This window comes from Vibrio sp. 10N.237.312.B06 (assembly GCF_041464685.1).
Taxonomy (GTDB): domain Bacteria; phylum Pseudomonadota; class Gammaproteobacteria; order Enterobacterales; family Vibrionaceae; genus Vibrio; species Vibrio tasmaniensis_A.
Genome location: NZ_JBFSPI010000054.1, coordinates 1 through 17,643 on the forward strand (window position 1 = coordinate 1; position 17,643 = coordinate 17,643).

The window sequence follows — 17,643 nt, forward strand, 5'->3', positions numbered from 1 at the left end:
TTTTAGTAAGACTCGCTACACTGTGCGATCTAAACACCTTAAATGATAGGTGTTGCCTGTATAGGTGCCTTTTTTATTTTACGAGGTATTTAATCCGCTCAAAGCGTCATTTGGGAACTAGCCCTCTAAAATAGAGAGCATCTAAAATAGTCACGCTTCAACATGACAACTGGCTAAACGCACTCTTGTTCATTTTGTCGAACACGAGCCGCGAGTTGGCGGTACTCATCAGCAATTGTCTCTCCAAAGACAGGGTCGTCTTCAGGTTGAAGCCATTGAGACTCCACCTCTTGCCAATCTTTAACTGTGAACGACTCAACAATCATTGGTAACACATGCTTCTCTTCATATTCCATATGTTTTCGTTGAGCTTTAACAAAAGCTTCAAGCTGCTCAATAAATACTTGTTGAGGAACCACCGCATCTTGAAGGATCATATCGACCACACCTAAAAAGTCCGCCGTTTTCTCAGAAAGCAATTGATGCTCCAGTTCCAAGTCTTCAATCACTTGATCACTGCCATATTGCTTAAGGTAGTAACGATAAATAACATCTTCTTTCGGGTGATGCACCTTGTCTGAATGGTCCATGAGATAATGAACCACCTCTGCGATCAGGCTATAGTTTATTTCTCGCTCCTGTTTCAGAAACTCTAACTTACTGTTGAGTATCGCGAGCAAACGAGCCATATAGCCATGCTCTCGTCTTATCCTTTCAATCATCATAGTATTGCACTCCATTACACCTACTGTTTATAAGTGTATACGAAGATGCTGATTTATGATTTGACCCTGCTCAGAAAACCACCAACCTATACTTATGTTGGTAAACGCCAGTCGATAGATTGTTGATCCATAGAAGAAAGTAGCTTGTTGGTTGTTGAGAAGTGCTGACAACCGAAGAAACCACGGCGTGCTGATAATGGTGATGGATGAGGTGCAACCAACACATGGTGCTTGTCTGCATCAATCGCTTGGCCTTTCTTCTGGGCGTGTGCGCCCCACAACAAGAAGATGATCGGTTCAGAGCGCTGATTGAGCTCTGCAATAACGGCATCGGTAAAGGTTTCCCAACCACACTTAGCATGTGAGTGGGCTTTTGCCTCTTCTACTGTAAGGACAGTGTTCAACATCAACACCCCTTGAGATGCCCAAGAATCGAGGTAGCCATGACTCGGGATCTCAAAGCCCTCTATATCTTGTGCAAGCTCTTTGTACATATTACGTAGAGAAGGAGGGATTTTTACACCTGGCAGTACAGAAAAAGCTAAGCCATGAGCTTGGTTAGCGCCGTGATAAGGATCTTGCCCTAGGATAACCACGCGTACGGACTCGAAAGGCGTCATATCGAAGGCACTGAACACCTGCTCTTGAGGAGGGTAGACGGTTTTCCCACTATTGCGTTGCTGTTCAACAAACGCGAGGACACTCTGAAAGTACTCTTTGTCACGTTCATCATTAATAATGGATTCCCAAGTCTTTGGTGCGCTCATCGTTTTACTTCCCAATCATCAAGGTTTCTAGGGGCTTTCGCCAGACAAAAAATAGCTGTATCGGCTAACTGTCCTAAATAAGGCTTTAGGGCGTGTTGACCTTTCGTGGTTAAATTTTGTTCGAGATAAAAGCGTTTTAATCGCGGCGAGGGAGAAGTAGCATAGTCATTCTAAGCAAATCTCCCTCAACAAAGAGTAAAACGCTTTTAGCCGAACCCTCCGGGCAGCGTTTGCTGGTCATTTCTACTACGTTAGCGGCTTCTCATGTAGGCTACTACACGTCAAAGCCTCTGCCTTGTATAAATACCCAGCAACTCGCTGCAAAAATCAGCTCGAAAGATCAACACGCCCTATTTATACCTCATACAGCTATCAATAAACATGATGTGTAGGGTTCACTTGTTGATGAATCATAATAATCAGTTCAAGTTGTGTTTATCTCGATTAGCCACTTTTCTGCTGTGTACGGTGGTGCCCGTGGTTATGCACGTGACGGTTTGGTGTTGGTAAACGGCGTGCGACAGCAACAGTTGAAGTTTGGGTGATTGAATACATAAAGGCACCTCCTCTAAGACATCGTGAACTACATATTCACTTTAATACTATGAAAGAAAGGTGCCAATTATTAGAAATAGACGGAAATAAATTTCCCCCTCTATTATTACGCTTCTTCGCTCACTGCCGTTGCTGAGCGATGGAACATTCTAAGTTGTTGAATTTCCTCTTTCCAGATCGTCGAATCAATGGTTTCCAAGATAAGAGGAATACCATTAAAGCGAGAATCCGAGGCAATATACTCAAAACAATCCCAGCCAATCTCGCCTTTTCCTAAAGAATGATGTCGATCGACTCGACTCGCGAACTCAGCTTTTGAATCATTGATGTGCATTGCTCTTAGATAGTGCATACCCACGATGCGGTCGAACTCAGCAAAAGTATGCTCACATGCTTCTTTTGTTCGTAGGTCATAGCCAGCAGTAAAGGTATGACAGGTATCTAAACACACGCCGACGCGTGACTTATCTTCTACTTGGTCGATGATCTCTGCTAGGTGCTCAAATCTCCAACCCAGATTAGTCCCCTGCCCTGAGGTATTCTCAATCACGGCAATTACATCAGGCACCGCTTGGTGAGCCAAGTTAATCGACTCAGCGATCTTAGCCAAACATTCGCTTTCTGAGATTTTCTTTAAATGACTCCCAGGATGAAAATTCAAAAGCGTGAGTCCTAGTTGATTACAACGCTCCATTTCATCAATAAAAGCCGCACGTGATTTCTCTAGCTTCTCTTCTTCTGGTGCTCCTAAGTTAATAAGGTAGGAATCATGAGGAAGGATGTGTTCAGCGCTAAAACCTAACATTTTACAGTTGGCTTTAAAGGCGCTGATGGTTTTGGCTTCTAGCGGCTTTGCTGCCCACTGTCTTTGGTTTTTGGTGAACAGTGCAAAAGCATTGGCGCCAATCTCTCTTGCGCGCATTGGCGCCTGATCAACACCGCCCGCAGCAGACACATGCGCACCAATAAACTTAATATTAGTTTCAGGTTTTGAAGATGAATTATTGTTTGTCATTAAATCACTTTACACTTTCAGGATGCTTAATAATTAAAGGGTTGTATCACTTACAGGTCAATAAAAACACAACAAATGTAGTAAATTTACTACAAATACCACTGTTAAATATTTTTTATACTTTAAAATATTTTGTAATTACTTTGTTTTCAAAGGTTTTATTGATTTAACTCAAAGTAATCACCTTGAAAAAAATGAGGTTTTTGGTTGTTTTTTGACTTAAATCAATATTAAACTACCACAAACTAGGTATATATTACTCAGCTCAATAAAATTCGAAAGTTAACACCATAATCAAACCACATAAAGTGGACTAGGAGATAGTTATGATCCAAGGTATTCAAATTACTAAAGCAGCAAACGACGACCTACTAAACTCAATCTGGCTACTAGACAGCGAGAAGAACGAAGCTCGTTGTGTTGTTGCTACTTCAGGTTTCGAAGCTGACCAAGTTATCTCAGCAGCAGACCTAGGCGAGTACGAAAGCCGTGAAGTTGCTATCGAAGCAGCACCACGCATCGAAGGTGGTCAACACCTAAACGTTAACGTTCTTAAGCGTGAAACGCTAGAAGATGCCGTTGCTCACCCAGAGAACTACCCACAGCTAACTATCCGTGTATCGGGTTACGCTGTACGTTTCAACTCTCTAACTACTGAACAGCAACGTGACGTTATCGCACGTACGTTCACTGAGTCTCTATAATTTTTAGAGCTTGAATTAGAATACAAAAACGGCGCTCATTGAGCGCCGTTTTTATTTGTTCAACAATACCGATATAGGTTACGGTTGAACTCGACGAAGCACTGCTTTTAGCGCTTCAAAATCGTTATCTAGATCTTCAGACAACAACTCCATCACCGCGTGTTTTGCTAGCGGACCAGGAAGTTCAATGTCAGTACCTAAGATGTCATCAACCACTTCTTTGAATTTCGCAGGGTGTGCCGTACATAAGAAAAGGCCTGTCTCGCTCTCTTGCAGTTGCTCTTCCAATAGACGGTAAGCAATCGCACCATGAGGTTCACACAGGTAACCTTGAGCTTTTAGATCACGTACTGATTCAGCACTCTGCTCATCAGATACTTTACCTTTACCCAAAGTATCCAGTCCCCAACCTTTCAGTTGGCAAAGCTCTTCGATACGTGGCCAGTTGTTTGGTTGGCTCACGTCCATCGCGTTCGATGTTGTCGCAACCGTTGGTTTTGGATCCCATTGACCTGTTTCTAGGTAACGGGGAACCGTGTCGTTTTCGTTGGTTGCTGCAATGAAGCGTTTAACCGGTAAGCCTAGCGCTTTCGCTAATAGACCCGCAGTTAGGTTACCAAAGTTACCACTTGGTACAGAGATAACCAGATTTTCACGTTGCTCTTTGGTTAGCTGAGAAGCCGCCTCAAAGTAGTAACAGATCTGAGCCATCAAACGGCTGATGTTGATTGAGTTTGCTGAGTTTAAGCCAATTTCTTTACGCAATTCAGCATCGTCAAACGCGTCTTTTACTAATGCCTGACACGCATCAAAATCGCCATCAATCGCTACAGTGTGAATGTTCTTACCTAGCGTACAGAATAGCTTTTCTTGCAGTGGGCTGATCTTGCCTTTCGGGTATAGGATAACAACGTTGATGTTTTCCATGCCGTAGAATGCGTGTGCAACCGCCGCGCCAGTATCACCCGATGTAGCCGTTAAGATAGTGATTTGACCACCATCCGAAACCGCAGCCAAAGATTGAGCCATAAAACGGCCACCGAAATCTTTAAATGCTAACGTTGGACCGTGAAACAGTTCAAGTGCGTAAACACCATCTTTCACTTGGTTGATCGGTGCTGGGAATTGGAATGCCGCATCCACTAGTTGATCAATCTGTTCTTTTGGTAACTCATCACCAATTAGAGCAGAAAGAATCTTTGAACTACGAGGGACAAAGTCCTCTGCAAGTAGTGCATCGATGTCATCGAACTTAGGCAGCTCTGATGGGAAAAATAGACCTTGATTACGACCTAGACCTTGACGAACGGCTTGGCCAAAAGAGACTTGCTCATCGTTTTCTTTGATGTTGTACAGCTTCATAACTCACTTCCTGTAACGATCGAACCTTGTTTATCTAAGCGACAAACGTGGACGAATCCTTCTTCATTTTGTACGTAATTTTGTTCTAACCAGCGTGCAACACGCTCGGCGACATCTTGTTCTTTGCAAATGCTAAATAGCGTAGGGCCACTACCAGAAATTCCAGTAGCTAATGCTCCTGCTGACGTTGCATATTTACGTGCATCAGCAAACCCTGGAAGCAGTTTCTCACGATATGGTTCAGCAATCACGTCTTTGATCATCTTAGCGGCTAGCTCCGGCTGACCAGAGTGACAAGCATGAATAAAGCCCGCTAAATGACGACCATGGGCAATCACATCTTGACGGCGATACTGAGAAGGTAAAATCTCTCGCGCTTCGGCTGTTGAAACCTTGATGCCAGGGTAAGCCATTACCCAATACCAATCGTCAAAACATGGAACCTCTTGGCTAATAATACCAAGCTCTTCCAACATTAATTGCACACCACCAAGGTAACATGGCGCTACGTTATCGTAATGTATGCCACCTGAAATCTTACCTTCCATTTCACCCATCAGAGCAAGCAGTTCAGTTTCATTCAACGGTTGGCCATGAAAACGGTTCAAGGCATCAAGCGCGGCGACAATTGAACATGCACTTGACCCTAAACCAGAGCCGATAGGCATGTTCTTCTCTAGCGTCATTTCTAGAGACTTAACTGAGATCCCTTTCTTATCTAACTCGCGAGAGAACACAACCCAGCAGTCGTAAACAATATTTTCTTTGGTTTCAGTTGGCAGCTTAGAAACAAAGCTGCCAGCTGTTTTTAGCGAGAACGGTTCATCACCGGCTTTAACCATTACTCGGTCACCAAGCAATGTACCATCCACTGGAGACACAGCGGCCCCCAGCACATCAAACCCTACACTGACATTGCCGATTGATGCAGGAGCATAAACAACAATATCCATATCACTTAAACTCATTCCTAAACTCCTAATTTCCAACCAAGAGTACGCATCACATCAGAGAATACGCCTGCTGCTGTAACTTCAGTACCTGCACCGTAGCCACGCAGAACGAGTGGGATTGGCTGGTAGTAACGGCTGTAGAATGCCAGAGCGTTCTCGCCATCTTTAATCTTAAACATTGGGTCCTCGCCATCAACAGCTGCGATACGAACCTTACATTTACCTTCAGCGATCTCACCCACATAACGAAGTACTTTGCCTTCTTCTGCTGCGATAGCTGACTGCTCTTTGAAGTATGCATCCGCTTCTGGCAAGCGAGCCATGAACTCGTCAACTGTACCTGAGTCATCAAAACCCGGTGGCAATGCTTGGTCAACTTCAACATCTTCAAGCTCAAGTGCCATACCCGCTTCACGAGCAAGAATAAGCAGCTTACGCGCAACGTCCATACCAGACAGATCATCACGAGGATCCGGCTCAGTGAAGCCGTTATCTTTAGCAATGTTGGTTGCTTGGCTGAGTGTCATACCCTCATCAAGCTTACCGAAGATGTAAGACAGTGAACCAGAAAGAATACCGTTGAACTTCTCAAGCTCATCACCTGCAGAGATTAGGTTCTGTAAGTTTTCGATTACCGGTAGACCTGCGCCTACTGTTGTCTCGTACATCAACTTACGACGAGAGTTACGCGCCACTTCACGAAGCTGATGGTAGTAAGCCATGCTTGCTGTGTTGGCTTTTTTGTTTGGTGTTACAACGTGGAAACCAGCCGCTAGGAAATCTGCGTATTGTCCTGCAATACCTTCGCTAGACGTACAATCAACCAACACAGGGTTGATGATGTGATTACGTTGAACAAGTGCAGCTAAACGCGCTAGGCTAAACTCTTCTGTCGCACTCGACATACGATCACGCCACTGTTCTAGCGGTAGACCATCGCTGTCTAGCAGCAAGCCTTTGCTGTTTGCTAAACCACATACGCGAATCACGATGCCTTTTTCAGCCAGTTTGCCTTGTTGACGTTGGATCTGGTCAACAAGCTCACCACCAACACCGCCAACACCGACAACGAAGACGTCAAGGAAGTGCTTAGAGTTAAATAGGTTTTCGTGACACGCTTTGATTGCTTCTGAGATTTTATCTTCCGGGATAACCGCAGAGATAGCGCGCTCTGAAGAGCCTTGAGCAATAGCGACGATGTTAACGTTCACTTCCGCTAAAGAAGAGAAGAACTGAGAAGCGACACCACGTGAAGTACGCATACCGTCACCCACCAGCGTCACAATCGCAACATCATCCATGAACTCAACAGGCTCTAATAGGCCATCTTTAAGTTCGAGTTCAAACGCATCTGATAACACTTGCTTCGCTTTCACTTTGTCAGCCGATTCAATACAGAAGCTGATGCTGTACTCAGAAGAAGATTGAGTAATAAGAACGATAGAAACGCCTGCAGAAGACATCGCGCCGAATACACGACTCGCCATGCCTACCATGCCTTTCATACCTGGGCCTGATACGTTAACCATCGTTAGGTCACTTAGCGTAGTGATACCTTTGATCGCCAGGTTATCTTCGCCAGTGTCTTGGCCAATCAAAGTGCCGGCACCCTGTGGGTTGAAGCTGTTTTTGATCAGGCATGGAATATGGAATTGTGCGATAGGTGCAATTGTTTTCGGGTGTAGAACAGAAGCACCGAAGTAAGATAGCTCCATCGCTTCTTGGTAGCTAAGTGATTTAAGAAGACGGGCATCATCCACTAAGCGTGGGTCACAGTTGTAAACACCATCGACGTCAGTCCAAATCTCACAGCAATCAGCACGTAGACATGCCGCTAGAACTGCAGCTGAGTAGTCAGAGCCGTTACGGCCAAGCGTTACTAGCTCGCCTTTTTCATTACCAGCAGTAAAGCCCGGCATGATATTTACGTGACCTTTAGGAAGCGGTGATTGGCGGAAGTTCTGAGTTGAAACATCCACATCCACCATAGCTTCAAGATGATCACCTTGAGCATAGAGGTATTCCACAGGGTCAATCAGGCTTGCTGGTTGGCCTTTCGCTTCCAGCACCGCTTTCATTAACTGGATTGAAACTCGCTCACCTTTACTAATGATGCGAGCATTAACATGGTTCGGGCACATGCCCAGTAGGTTAATACCATTCACGAACTGCTTAAGTTGAGCAAGAGAGGTATCGACCTGCTCTTGAAACGCAGAGCCATCTACTGACGGCAATACCGCTTGAATCTCTGCAAACAGTGCTGAAAATGATGATTCGATCTCTGAAATCTGTGTGTCAGCTTCACCGTTTTTCAGTGCAGCTTCAATAACAGCGACCAACTTATTGGTTGTTTTTCCTGGAGCCGATAGTACAACGGCTAGCTCTTCTTGCTGGGCATTATTAGCGATGATATCAGCCGCTCGTAAAAAACGATCTGCATCAGCTAATGATGAACCTCCAAACTTTAAAACGCGCATCCCTTTCTCCATAAGTCATAAAAATGGTACAAAAAAAGGCCTGTATCTTGTTGGATACAGGCCTTTTTTTTAAAATCCGTTACTTAGCAGCCTGCCCCAACAATGTGAATGTCGGTAATAATAATGGTGGTGGTCATTACTAAGTGGCTTACATGCTGCATATCAAATTCTCTGCTTGTGCTTTACTCTACGTGTATCAATTTTTACTACTATGCGTCAATGAAAAGTTGCGTTTTTTTTACATTCACACCGTTTTTCAGAGCAAACCTTCATTTAAGAGATAAAACACCCTGCATCAACCTGCCATTCAGAGACTGGATTAACTCATCAAACAAACATAAGCAATCAGTTGCACATATAGTCATAACAAAATGCTCTATCGATAGTACAGCGAACATACAAGTCCTGTGCTTTAATTGAACAATAACGTTCGAAAAACAATAATAATGACATCAGGAGTGGGAAATGAAGAGATTACTTATTCTTTTAGTCTTTGCTATGCCTGTTGTTTGTTCAGCGAACAGTTTACCGCTACTGAGCAGTTTGCCTTTGCTCCCCAGTCAAATCGATAGCTCTGCCCATAAGTTTTTTATCTCCACGCAAAGTGCATCGAGTGAAAGCTTTGATACTTGGACAGTAGACAGTGGCTATTCTTATAGCTTGTTTTCTGATGTGGATCTTTATGTCGGTACACGAATCAACACTGCTGCACTGAAATATGAGAGTGGATTCTTGAGTGGTGTTAGTTATCAGTTTTCCGAAAGAGTCTCTTTCAACAGCTCTCTACACACCTATAACAATGAAACCGAAGACAGTGAGAAATCGGTAGCCGCAGAGCTTTCTAGCCGCGTGCAGCTAACCGACAATCTAGATATGCATGCCACCCTTGATTATGAAGAGTGGCAACAAGGTGTTGAGGTAGGATTAGGGTTTCGCTTCTAATCTATCCCACTTCTTTCTTGATAAGCCCGTTAAGATTCAATCAACAATTCCGTTGAAATTAACACACCATTCCAATCGGCATAAATGTAATCACCGGGCTGAATCAGTTGATTGTGTATAGAGAGCGTCACATTCACTTGCCCAACACCGTGCTTCTCGGTTTTAAATGGAGAGGCTCCGAGAGCTTGAATACCAAGATCCATCTGCGCCATCATCGCAACATCACGCACCGCACCATTCACAATGACGCCTTCCCAACCATTTTCGATGGCTAGAATAGCCAATTGGTCGCCAAGTAACGCTTTTTGACACGAGCCATTACCGTCTACAACGAGTACTTTGCCGCAGCCATCGGTCTCTAAGACCTCACGAACCTTGGAATTATCGTGATAACAACGAACTGTTACAATTTTTCCCCAGAACGCACCACGCTGGCCGAAGTTCTGTAATGGCATATTCAGTAGCGTGACTTTGCTTTCAAACTCATCACATAAGTCAGGTGTTATATCGTGCATATATCCTCCGTGAGTAAGGCAAACCTATTAAGTCAGGTGAGCCTCTATGCTTTTATATATTATTAAAATTAATCCTTTGTTTTCATTGTTCTATGCCCAATTTAATACGAAATAAAAGTTGATTGAGCATATTTATCTACTAGACTCTAAGGATAGCTTTCAGCTTCCTTGGTTCATAGTCCGGTCTTTAGTAAGCAAGATGTGCGAAACATCTCGAATAATCATTCTTATTTTGGTGCTAAATAGTCACCATAACATTGGTTAAGTTGTAGCCATACTATTAAAGTTTGTTGCGATACGGCAATTGATGTAAATCAACAAAGTGAATGGAATTAACATTCTCGCGTTGTTAGCATGCTGTTAACATTATAGAATCCTCTTAAATCACTAAAAGAATGATTGAAAGGCGTACTGGATCTACGTTATTGGGCAATACTTCAAGGAAGGCAGATAGCTGGAAGTAAGTGTTTTTTTGAAAACTTTAAGTTATCATCAAAAATACATTACCTGTATGTTATGTTTTGCCTAGAATTTATTCTATTAGCACAGTTTCGTCACAAATTTAGGTACCGCCAAATGCAAACCCCGCAGATTCTTATCGTTGAAGATGAGCAAGTAACTCGTAACACTCTAAAGAGTATTTTTGAAGCAGAGGGATATGCTGTTTTTGAGGCTAGCGACGGTGAAGAGATGCACCAAGTGCTATCTGACAACCAAGTTAACCTTGTAATTATGGACATCAACCTTCCAGGTAAGAATGGCCTACTACTTGCTCGTGAACTGCGTGAGCAAGCAAACGTAGCGCTTATGTTCTTAACAGGTCGTGATAATGAAGTTGATAAGATCCTTGGCCTAGAGATCGGCGCAGATGACTACATCACTAAGCCTTTCAACCCTCGTGAGCTGACTATCCGTGCACGCAACCTTCTGAACCGTTCAATGAGCACAAGCTCTGTTCAAGAAGAAAAGCGTAGCGTTGAGAAGTACGAGTTCAATGGTTGGGTACTAGATATCAACAGTCGTTCTCTGGTTAGCCCAGATGGCGAAGGCTACAAGCTACCTCGTTCAGAGTTCCGTGCTCTACTTCACTTCTGTGAGAACCCAGGTAAGATCCAAACACGTGCAGACCTTCTTAAGAAGATGACTGGCCGTGAGCTTAAGCCACACGATCGTACTGTAGACGTAACAATCCGTCGTATTCGTAAGCACTTTGAATCTGTTTCTGGTACGCCAGAAATCATCGCGACGATTCACGGTGAAGGCTACCGCTTTTGTGGTGACCTAGAAGACTAATTCGATTCGCGCTTCTGGCCGTTTAGTTCTTGCCGTCGATTAGCACTTCTAAACCGATAGCACTTCTAACCAGTTAGTACTTATAAACAGTTAGTACTTCTAGCAATCGAAGCGTGATCAATCGTTATTAAAAAGGGAGAATGCCAACGCATTCTCCCTTTTTTATTGTTTATTGTTCGCTAAGGCTTTAGTAAACCGTATCTACCTTAACGTCTTTCTCGACTAACCACTTCACGGTTTCGCCATCTTTGAGTTCAATCGCAACATCAACAGGCTTATCACTGTCGATCTCTAACTGCCATACAAAAGCTACTTCCCACTGCGTTTCACTGTGTGTTCTTAAATCTAGATCGTCAGCTGTTACCAACAAGGTATCTGCACCCTGTTTAACCGTCACACTCTCAACCGCAAGTGTTGCTGGTAATTGTGAGTCAGATTCTAGGTAGATAGCACCATGTAGAGTCTTATCTTGAGCCTCCCCAATCGTAGGCATTTTGTTGTGCCACAGGTTGCTTTTCATTGTGACTGTCGCTGCAGATACTTCGACTTGATTGTCTTGCTGCCATTCAACTTGTGGTGCAGAACAACCCGCTAATGCCACAACGCATGCGGCGAATGCTAATTTTTTCATTATTCTTCTACCTTTGATTTAACCAACTCTTTAAGACTTCAATATCATTTTGGTATTCGTTATTTATTTCATCAACCCAATCTGAAATGTTCTCCCACCACGCAGGCATATCTGGAGATTGAGCTTTCTGAGCAATTTGCTGTATGCGTTTCAGGCCAATGGAACCTGCTGCACCTTTAATCTTGTGTGCCTCAGAAACGATACTGTCTTGATCTTTCGCAACCATATTGGAATTCAATATTTCCATATATTCCGGCATCATATCTTCAAACATCACGATACTATCCAAAACAGGTTTCGACCCGACAATGTCAACATAAGACTCTAGCATATCAATATCAAGCAAAGTGGTATCAATCGTTGAAAGAGCCGGCTTACTCGCTGTTACTTTCTCAACACCTGCTACTTTTTCAACATCCTTTACTGTATCAATGCCCTCGGCTTTCTCAATAACCTCTGGGGCATCCTCAATCAACTCGCTGATGACATCCTGGATTGCACGAACCGACAGTGGTTTACTGATCGCTTCATCCATACCTTTCTGGAAATACTCTTGCTTATTGTTTAATACATTCGCGGTTAATGCCACCAAAGGCGGCAATTGGCTATATTTCTCGCGGTAGTATTGGGCAATGTCGAAACCAGTCATATCTGGTAACTGGATATCCAGTAATACCAAGTCATAATCTTTCGGGTTGAAAACGATTTGTGCCTCTTTACCCGTCATTACGACTGTCACTTCATGGCCTAGGCTTTCAAGTAAAGAACGAGCTACTGTGATATTGAGCTCAATGTCTTCGACCATGAAAATCTTAAGGTTGGACTGCTTTCTTGGCGTTTTGATCAGAGCCTGAGTATCGTGATTAACTGGAACTCGAATCGAAACCGTAAAGGTACTACCAAAACCCTCTTCACTAGTGACTTCAATGTGACCATCCATCATATTGATCAGCTGTTGAGATACAGCAAGACCAATTCCGGTACCGACAGCGTGTAAATTGTCTGTTCCCGACTTTACCTGATAGTACATCGCGAAGATCTTCTCGATTTCGCTTTCAGGGATACCAATCCCGGTATCTTCTACTTCCATCGTGATGTTGGCAAAGTCGCCATCAATTTCAGCGCTGACCGTCATCACGACACCACCATCTTTGGTGAACTTCATCGCGTTGCTTACAAGGTTCCACAATACCTGTCTAAGACGAGTACCATCCACCTCAACTGCAGATGGGAGATCGGACAATCTTTCTAGATCAAACCTCAACCCTTTCTGCTCTGCCATTAACGCAGAAATACTTTCGATCTCAACAACGAAATCTTCAAAATTGATAGGGGTTGGGAATAGCTCAAGCTTACGGCGGTCGAACTTATCCATGTCGATAATATCGTTAAAGATATTACCCAATGTTACCGCGCTCACCTTGATGGTTTGCATCTGCTTACGCTGCTCGGTGGTCAGCTGGCTATCCAATAACATGCGGCTCAAGCCGATGATGCCATTGAGCGGTGTTCTTAGCTCGTGGCTAATGGTTGAGATAAAGGTGGTCTTATCGCGACTGGCTTTCTCTAGTGATTCTTGGTGCTCTTTACGCTCGGTAATATCACGACCAAAACCAACCAAGCCAAGGTGGCGACCATCTTTACTGTAGAAAGGCACCTTACGCAGCTCGAAGTAACTCTTACGTCCATCGGGGTATTCAAGCCATTGGTCATAGGTCAAAGCTTGGTTGTCAGAAAAGACTTTCTTATCAGTTTCAACAACTTGTTGAGCTACCTCTTTACTGTAGACATCCCAAGGCGTCAAACCGACTAGCTCTTTTTCTGTTTTGCCCGTGAGTTCTTCAACCGCTCGGTTGCAACCAGAAAACACCCCATCTTCATTGCGATAATAAATGAGGTCAGGCGAGGCATCGATAAACGAGCGCAACAGCGCCGTACGTTCTGCTAATTCAAGCTGAGTTCGCTCACGCTGAAACACTTCGTTCTCAAGATCATGCATTGCTTCTGCACGCGCTTCTTCTGCTTTTTCACGATCTTCAATTTCTTGGTTGAGCTTTTCGATATTGAGTTGCAGTTGATTGTTGAGTTCTTGATCTCGCTCTCGCATGTCACCCAACTTAGAGACCAGTTTAGCCAACCTTTGGCGAGACTCTTCCAGTTGATCGACCACGACTGAAAGAAAATAGACCGCCCAAGGTGTGATCACTAAACCGAAGAAAACCGAACGGACAATGTCGATATCATCAACATTACCTTTGAGTGCGAGGGTGATACCGACTTGTACAACAACAGCAAGGGCAACAAGCGCTAAGGCGAGTAAGATAGAAAAGCGGACAATCCCCAATTTTACGAGCAGATCCACGTAATACTGGGCAAGATTTTTCATGGGTTTCATTTAGCGCTCCACGCGATAAGACTAGCAACATTCTACCTTGTTTGAAGATAGTAGGTAAGCTAGCTACATCACACGCAGCAAGAGATTAGCGGTAATATCGAAGGTTAATCAACCAATATTAATACTAACCAAGCAATATCAATACTAGCCAAGCCACATAAATATTAACCAAGTAATATAACTGCTAAATAAGACAAAGACGGAGTCACTAAGTTACCCATTCTATAAAGTTAGTGAATAGAGTATGGATGCACTATCGAACGATTTCGACCATCAGATTTCGCTTGATACAACGCACTGTCAGCCAAGGCAACAGCAGACTCCATTTCGTCATCAGGTGTTGGTATATAAGAGACAATACCAATACTCACCGTGATGGAGTCAGACACTGTAGACTTCTCATGAGCGAGTCCTAGTTTTTGCACTTCATCATGAATTCGACGAGCGACCATAAGCGCACCTTCTGTGGTTGTGTTTGGGAGAATAAAGCCAAACTCTTCACCACCGTATCGAGCCACGCAATCCGAAGAGCGATTCAACACCTGCTTAAAGGCTTGTGAAACCTGAATCAAAGCATCGTCACCTTGTTGGTGTCCATAGAAATCGTTATAGCCTTTAAAGAAGTCGATGTCACACAGCATGATCGTCAACGGCAACTTCTCACGCACATGATGATGCCACAATGTAGACAACTGCTCATCGAAGCGACGTCGATTGGACACCTGAGTTAAACTATCCATAAAACTGAGGCGCTCAAGCTCTAAATTGGCTTCTTCAAGTTTCTGCTCGGCGAGGTAACGTTCTGTGATATCACGTGCCATGATCAATACACCATTAGTGCTCGATGCAGGGTCTCTAAAAGGCGACTTCACTACATCATACCAAGTAAACTCTCCATCACTTGAAACCAGTTTGTCGATATAACGCAACGAGTTACCTTGATGAAGCACTTGGTGATCACTCTCTGAGACGCGCATATAAATGCTATTTGGTACTACGTCTTGTAGACGTTTACCCACTAAGTCACTGACTTCAGAAATACCCAATGCCGCCACAAATGGCTTATTACACGCCTGGTAAACCATATTTTCGTTGAAGATACCAATCGAGTCAGGGCTCGCTTCCAAGATGTTTTGTAAAATGGTATCACGTTGTGCAAGTGCAACTTCAGTATCTTTACGCTTTTCCATTTCCCCACGCAGTTGTTGCTGCATGTCATGCCAATCCGTCACATCGTGACTTATCGAGAGCGTACCTATGGTTTCCCCACTTTGCGAGAGCAAGACACTTTGATAAGTTTCAAGGAGACACCCCTTACCATCTTGGTCTGTGGTCCATGAGCGCTCACTGACGCGGCCTTTTAAGGCACCACTAGACACACTTAAAGTGCCCTCTTCAGGACGACCATGCCAAAACTTTTTAAACGCACGATTACTCGCGACCAATTCACCCTTTTGATCGATGACATAGACCAACTCAGATAAAGAATCCAAAGCGGTACGAGCAACATTGAGATCTCGAACCTCTTGGGAAAGCTCCTCGTTGGTACTTTTATAAGGGGAAGCATGTATCATCCAAGCCTTTCTACTTCTAAAGTGGATCTTACGACCCACCAAGTTGATCTTAAAAGACTCAAATTCAGAAAGAACCCAGGACGAGAGATACTCAAACGTTCGAGAGTTGATGTGATCAGTGAGGTAATGACGAAAACTATTCTCAGCTTCCACTGTTGGAAAACGAAAGTGAGTACCGATTTGGCGGATACCAAGCAACTGCATGGCTTGGCGATTGGCGTACAAGATCTCGCCACTTCGGATGTCAACAAAATAAAGAGGTGAAGGCGTAGCAAGAAGAAGCTGTTCAATATATGACTGGTAACGTAAATAAATATGCCAGCAGATGAGACCTATCAGCAATAGAACAACGATATATATACCGTAGCCATACGCCCTATCCCATAACCAAGTCATTACCAGTTCCATCTGCTCTCAATCTATACTTATAAATTCTGTGAGGGAAATGTTACCACTATTTGTTGGTTTTATCTGCTGTTACCTACAGTCACCCATTCCTATCAATTGGTCGCGTTTAAAACAGGTTGCGTGTACTCGAATGCAAAGCCTGTTTTAATGCCTTGTGCGCCGGTTTTATCAAGCGAACGACCAATCTCAGTCATCGCTAACCAGCGGTTCTCACACCATAAAGGGGAGAGTAGTGTCGGGCGTCTCGCCGCAGAAGATACACGATGATAAACCACGTCCGCTGGTGTGCGTTGAATGATCTCACTCGCGATATCAATGTACTCCTCAAGGCTTGGTGCTTCAAGCTTTCCTGCCTTCCAGGCTTTAGCCATGGTACTGCCTTCAACAATATGAAGCCCGTGAAGCTTGATACCATCAGTGCCAGCCGCTAATACCTTATCTAGAGTTTCAAGGTTATCCGCTTTGGTTTCTTTGGGCAGGCCGACAATAAGGTGAGTACATACCTTGATTCCTAAAGCACGTGCGCGCTGGGTGATCGTTTCATACACAGTGAAATCGTGTCCGCGGTTAATTCGCTTGAGGGTTTTATCATTGGCTGTTTGCAGGCCGAGCTCTAGCCAAATTTCGTAACCTTGCTTAACGTACTCCGCGAGCAGATCGAGTACCGCATCCGGCACACAGTCTGGTCTCGTGCCAACACAAAGGCCAACAATCTCTGCTCCAGGTGCTTTTAGAGCCTCTTCATACATATTCTTGAGTACCTGCACCTCAGCGTAAGTACTGGTGTACGCCTGAAAATAAGCAAGATACTTCTTGGCACGAGCGATTTCACCCGCACGATCTGTTAATTGATCAGCAATACTTTGAACTTGAGTTTGTTCATCGGCAAAAGAAGCTACGTTGCAGAAGGTACAACCGCCACGGCCAATTGTCCCGTCTCGGTTTGGGCAACTAAACCCACCGTGAAGTGTCAGCTTGTGAACCTTCTCGCCATAACGACGTTGGAGATCTTGGCCGATAGTATTAACTAACTCGTGTAATTGCATATTTTCAAAGCACTCAAGTAAATAAGAATGAATATCAGTCTTTTTTTGAAAAAAAATTACATCCCTGCAAAATTCGACCAATTAGTTTACGCAAGGATTTTTGCGAGCAACCTATCAAATATCAATAAACATGCAAAAAATAAGCTCTATTTGCCTAATGTTGCACATTTGTTAGGCATTAAATTCAAAACAAAACGAAAAAAATGGTCTACATCGGTTAACTTTCATTGCAATTCGCCTAGACAAAATTGTAGGATACTTACACATATTGGCTATTTCTG

General features: G+C 43.8%; 14 protein-coding genes and 1 other annotated feature. Of the genes, 3 read left to right on the plus strand and 11 right to left on the minus strand.

Annotated elements, in window-relative coordinates; genetic code table 11:
• Positions 1-173 precede the first annotated feature (173 nt).
• The 3 genes from AB6C75_RS14955 to nfo all read right to left on the minus strand — a co-directional run bounded on the left by AB6C75_RS14955 (position 174) and on the right by nfo (position 3,062).
• Complete coding sequence (locus AB6C75_RS14955; RefSeq protein ID WP_017098332.1) at positions 174-725, minus strand: hemerythrin domain-containing protein; 552 nt, start codon at positions 723-725, stop codon at positions 174-176.
• Between the two features lie 92 nt (positions 726-817).
• Positions 818-1,492, minus strand: coding sequence for a uracil-DNA glycosylase (ung, locus tag AB6C75_RS14960; RefSeq protein WP_017098331.1), 675 nt, complete (start codon positions 1,490-1,492; stop codon positions 818-820).
• A 661-nt stretch (positions 1,493-2,153) separates the two neighbouring features.
• The gene (gene nfo, locus AB6C75_RS14965) at positions 2,154-3,062 is read right to left on the minus strand and encodes a deoxyribonuclease IV (RefSeq protein ID WP_372047580.1); all 909 of its coding nucleotides are present in this window, start codon (positions 3,060-3,062) and stop codon (positions 2,154-2,156) included.
• A 326-nt stretch (positions 3,063-3,388) separates the two neighbouring features.
• On the opposite strand from nfo, the gene grcA reads away from it, so the two are divergent.
• Entirely contained in the window at positions 3,389-3,766 is a 378-nt protein-coding gene (gene grcA / locus AB6C75_RS14970) for an autonomous glycyl radical cofactor GrcA (RefSeq protein WP_009848415.1), read from the plus strand.
• Between the two features lie 78 nt (positions 3,767-3,844).
• Here the strand turns inward: grcA and thrC are convergent, their stop codons facing one another.
• The 3 genes from thrC to thrA are packed head-to-tail and all read right to left on the minus strand — an operon-like array spanning position 3,845 to position 8,558.
• A complete protein-coding gene (gene thrC, locus AB6C75_RS14975; RefSeq protein ID WP_135382876.1) occupies positions 3,845-5,128 on the minus strand; it encodes a threonine synthase in 1,284 nt (427 codons plus the stop codon).
• On the minus strand, positions 5,125-6,081 hold the full coding sequence (thrB, locus tag AB6C75_RS14980; RefSeq protein ID WP_372108076.1) for a homoserine kinase: 957 nt from the start codon (positions 6,079-6,081) through the stop codon (positions 5,125-5,127). The genes thrC and thrB overlap by 4 nt, the downstream gene beginning before the upstream one ends.
• Before the next feature lie 17 nt (positions 6,082-6,098).
• The gene (gene thrA / locus AB6C75_RS14985; protein ID WP_372108067.1) at positions 6,099-8,558 is read right to left on the minus strand and encodes a bifunctional aspartate kinase/homoserine dehydrogenase I; all 2,460 of its coding nucleotides are present in this window, start codon (positions 8,556-8,558) and stop codon (positions 6,099-6,101) included.
• A 29-nt stretch (positions 8,559-8,587) separates the two neighbouring features.
• Positions 8,588-8,706 (minus strand) — a sequence feature (Thr leader region).
• Between the two features lie 317 nt (positions 8,707-9,023).
• On the opposite strand from thrA, the gene AB6C75_RS14990 reads away from it, so the two are divergent.
• The gene (locus tag AB6C75_RS14990; protein WP_269335560.1) at positions 9,024-9,500 is read left to right on the plus strand and encodes a ribonuclease regulator; all 477 of its coding nucleotides are present in this window, start codon (positions 9,024-9,026) and stop codon (positions 9,498-9,500) included.
• 29 nt (positions 9,501-9,529) lie between these two features.
• On the opposite strand, the gene AB6C75_RS14995 is transcribed toward AB6C75_RS14990, so the two are convergent.
• Positions 9,530-10,015, minus strand: coding sequence for a putative 4-hydroxy-4-methyl-2-oxoglutarate aldolase (locus AB6C75_RS14995; RefSeq protein WP_017098326.1), 486 nt, complete (start codon positions 10,013-10,015; stop codon positions 9,530-9,532).
• 576 nt (positions 10,016-10,591) lie between these two features.
• Here AB6C75_RS14995 and arcA point away from each other — a divergent pair.
• Positions 10,592-11,308 (plus strand): two-component system response regulator ArcA, encoded by a 717-nt coding sequence (gene arcA / locus AB6C75_RS15000; RefSeq protein ID WP_004741534.1) that lies wholly within the window; start codon positions 10,592-10,594, stop codon positions 11,306-11,308.
• A gap of 187 nt (positions 11,309-11,495) precedes the next feature.
• Here the strand turns inward: arcA and AB6C75_RS15005 are convergent, their stop codons facing one another.
• The 4 genes from AB6C75_RS15005 to AB6C75_RS15020 form a co-directional block, all read right to left on the minus strand.
• Positions 11,496-11,939 (minus strand): hypothetical protein, encoded by a 444-nt coding sequence (locus AB6C75_RS15005; RefSeq protein WP_012603236.1) that lies wholly within the window; start codon positions 11,937-11,939, stop codon positions 11,496-11,498.
• A gap of 7 nt (positions 11,940-11,946) precedes the next feature.
• On the minus strand, positions 11,947-14,334 hold the full coding sequence (gene arcB / locus AB6C75_RS15010; RefSeq protein ID WP_372108068.1) for an aerobic respiration two-component sensor histidine kinase ArcB: 2,388 nt from the start codon (positions 14,332-14,334) through the stop codon (positions 11,947-11,949).
• 230 nt (positions 14,335-14,564) lie between these two features.
• Complete coding sequence (locus AB6C75_RS15015; protein WP_372108069.1) at positions 14,565-16,316, minus strand: diguanylate cyclase domain-containing protein; 1,752 nt, start codon at positions 16,314-16,316, stop codon at positions 14,565-14,567.
• Between the two features lie 92 nt (positions 16,317-16,408).
• Entirely contained in the window at positions 16,409-17,362 is a 954-nt protein-coding gene (locus AB6C75_RS15020) for a TIGR01212 family radical SAM protein (protein ID WP_009848406.1), read from the minus strand.
• Positions 17,363-17,643 lie beyond the last annotated feature (281 nt).

Coding starts and splice junctions, on each gene's coding strand:
- arcB (WP_372108068.1), bottom strand. CDS start 14,334: ATGAAACCCATGAAAAATCTTGCCCAGTATTACGTGGATCTGCTCGTA.
- nfo (WP_372047580.1), bottom strand. CDS start 3,062: ATGACAAACAATAATTCATCTTCAAAACCTGAAACTAATATTAAGTTT.
- AB6C75_RS14990 (WP_269335560.1), top strand. CDS start 9,024: ATGAAGAGATTACTTATTCTTTTAGTCTTTGCTATGCCTGTTGTTTGT.
- AB6C75_RS14995 (WP_017098326.1), bottom strand. CDS start 10,015: ATGCACGATATAACACCTGACTTATGTGATGAGTTTGAAAGCAAAGTC.
- arcA (WP_004741534.1), top strand. CDS start 10,592: ATGCAAACCCCGCAGATTCTTATCGTTGAAGATGAGCAAGTAACTCGT.
- ung (WP_017098331.1), bottom strand. CDS start 1,492: ATGAGCGCACCAAAGACTTGGGAATCCATTATTAATGATGAACGTGAC.
- AB6C75_RS14955 (WP_017098332.1), bottom strand. CDS start 725: ATGATGATTGAAAGGATAAGACGAGAGCATGGCTATATGGCTCGTTTG.
- thrC (WP_135382876.1), bottom strand. CDS start 5,128: ATGAAGCTGTACAACATCAAAGAAAACGATGAGCAAGTCTCTTTTGGC.
- thrB (WP_372108076.1), bottom strand. CDS start 6,081: ATGGATATTGTTGTTTATGCTCCTGCATCAATCGGCAATGTCAGTGTA.
- thrA (WP_372108067.1), bottom strand. CDS start 8,558: ATGCGCGTTTTAAAGTTTGGAGGTTCATCATTAGCTGATGCAGATCGT.
- AB6C75_RS15005 (WP_012603236.1), bottom strand. CDS start 11,939: ATGAAAAAATTAGCATTCGCCGCATGCGTTGTGGCATTAGCGGGTTGT.
- grcA (WP_009848415.1), top strand. CDS start 3,389: ATGATCCAAGGTATTCAAATTACTAAAGCAGCAAACGACGACCTACTA.
- AB6C75_RS15020 (WP_009848406.1), bottom strand. CDS start 17,362: ATGCAATTACACGAGTTAGTTAATACTATCGGCCAAGATCTCCAACGT.
- AB6C75_RS15015 (WP_372108069.1), bottom strand. CDS start 16,316: ATGGAACTGGTAATGACTTGGTTATGGGATAGGGCGTATGGCTACGGT.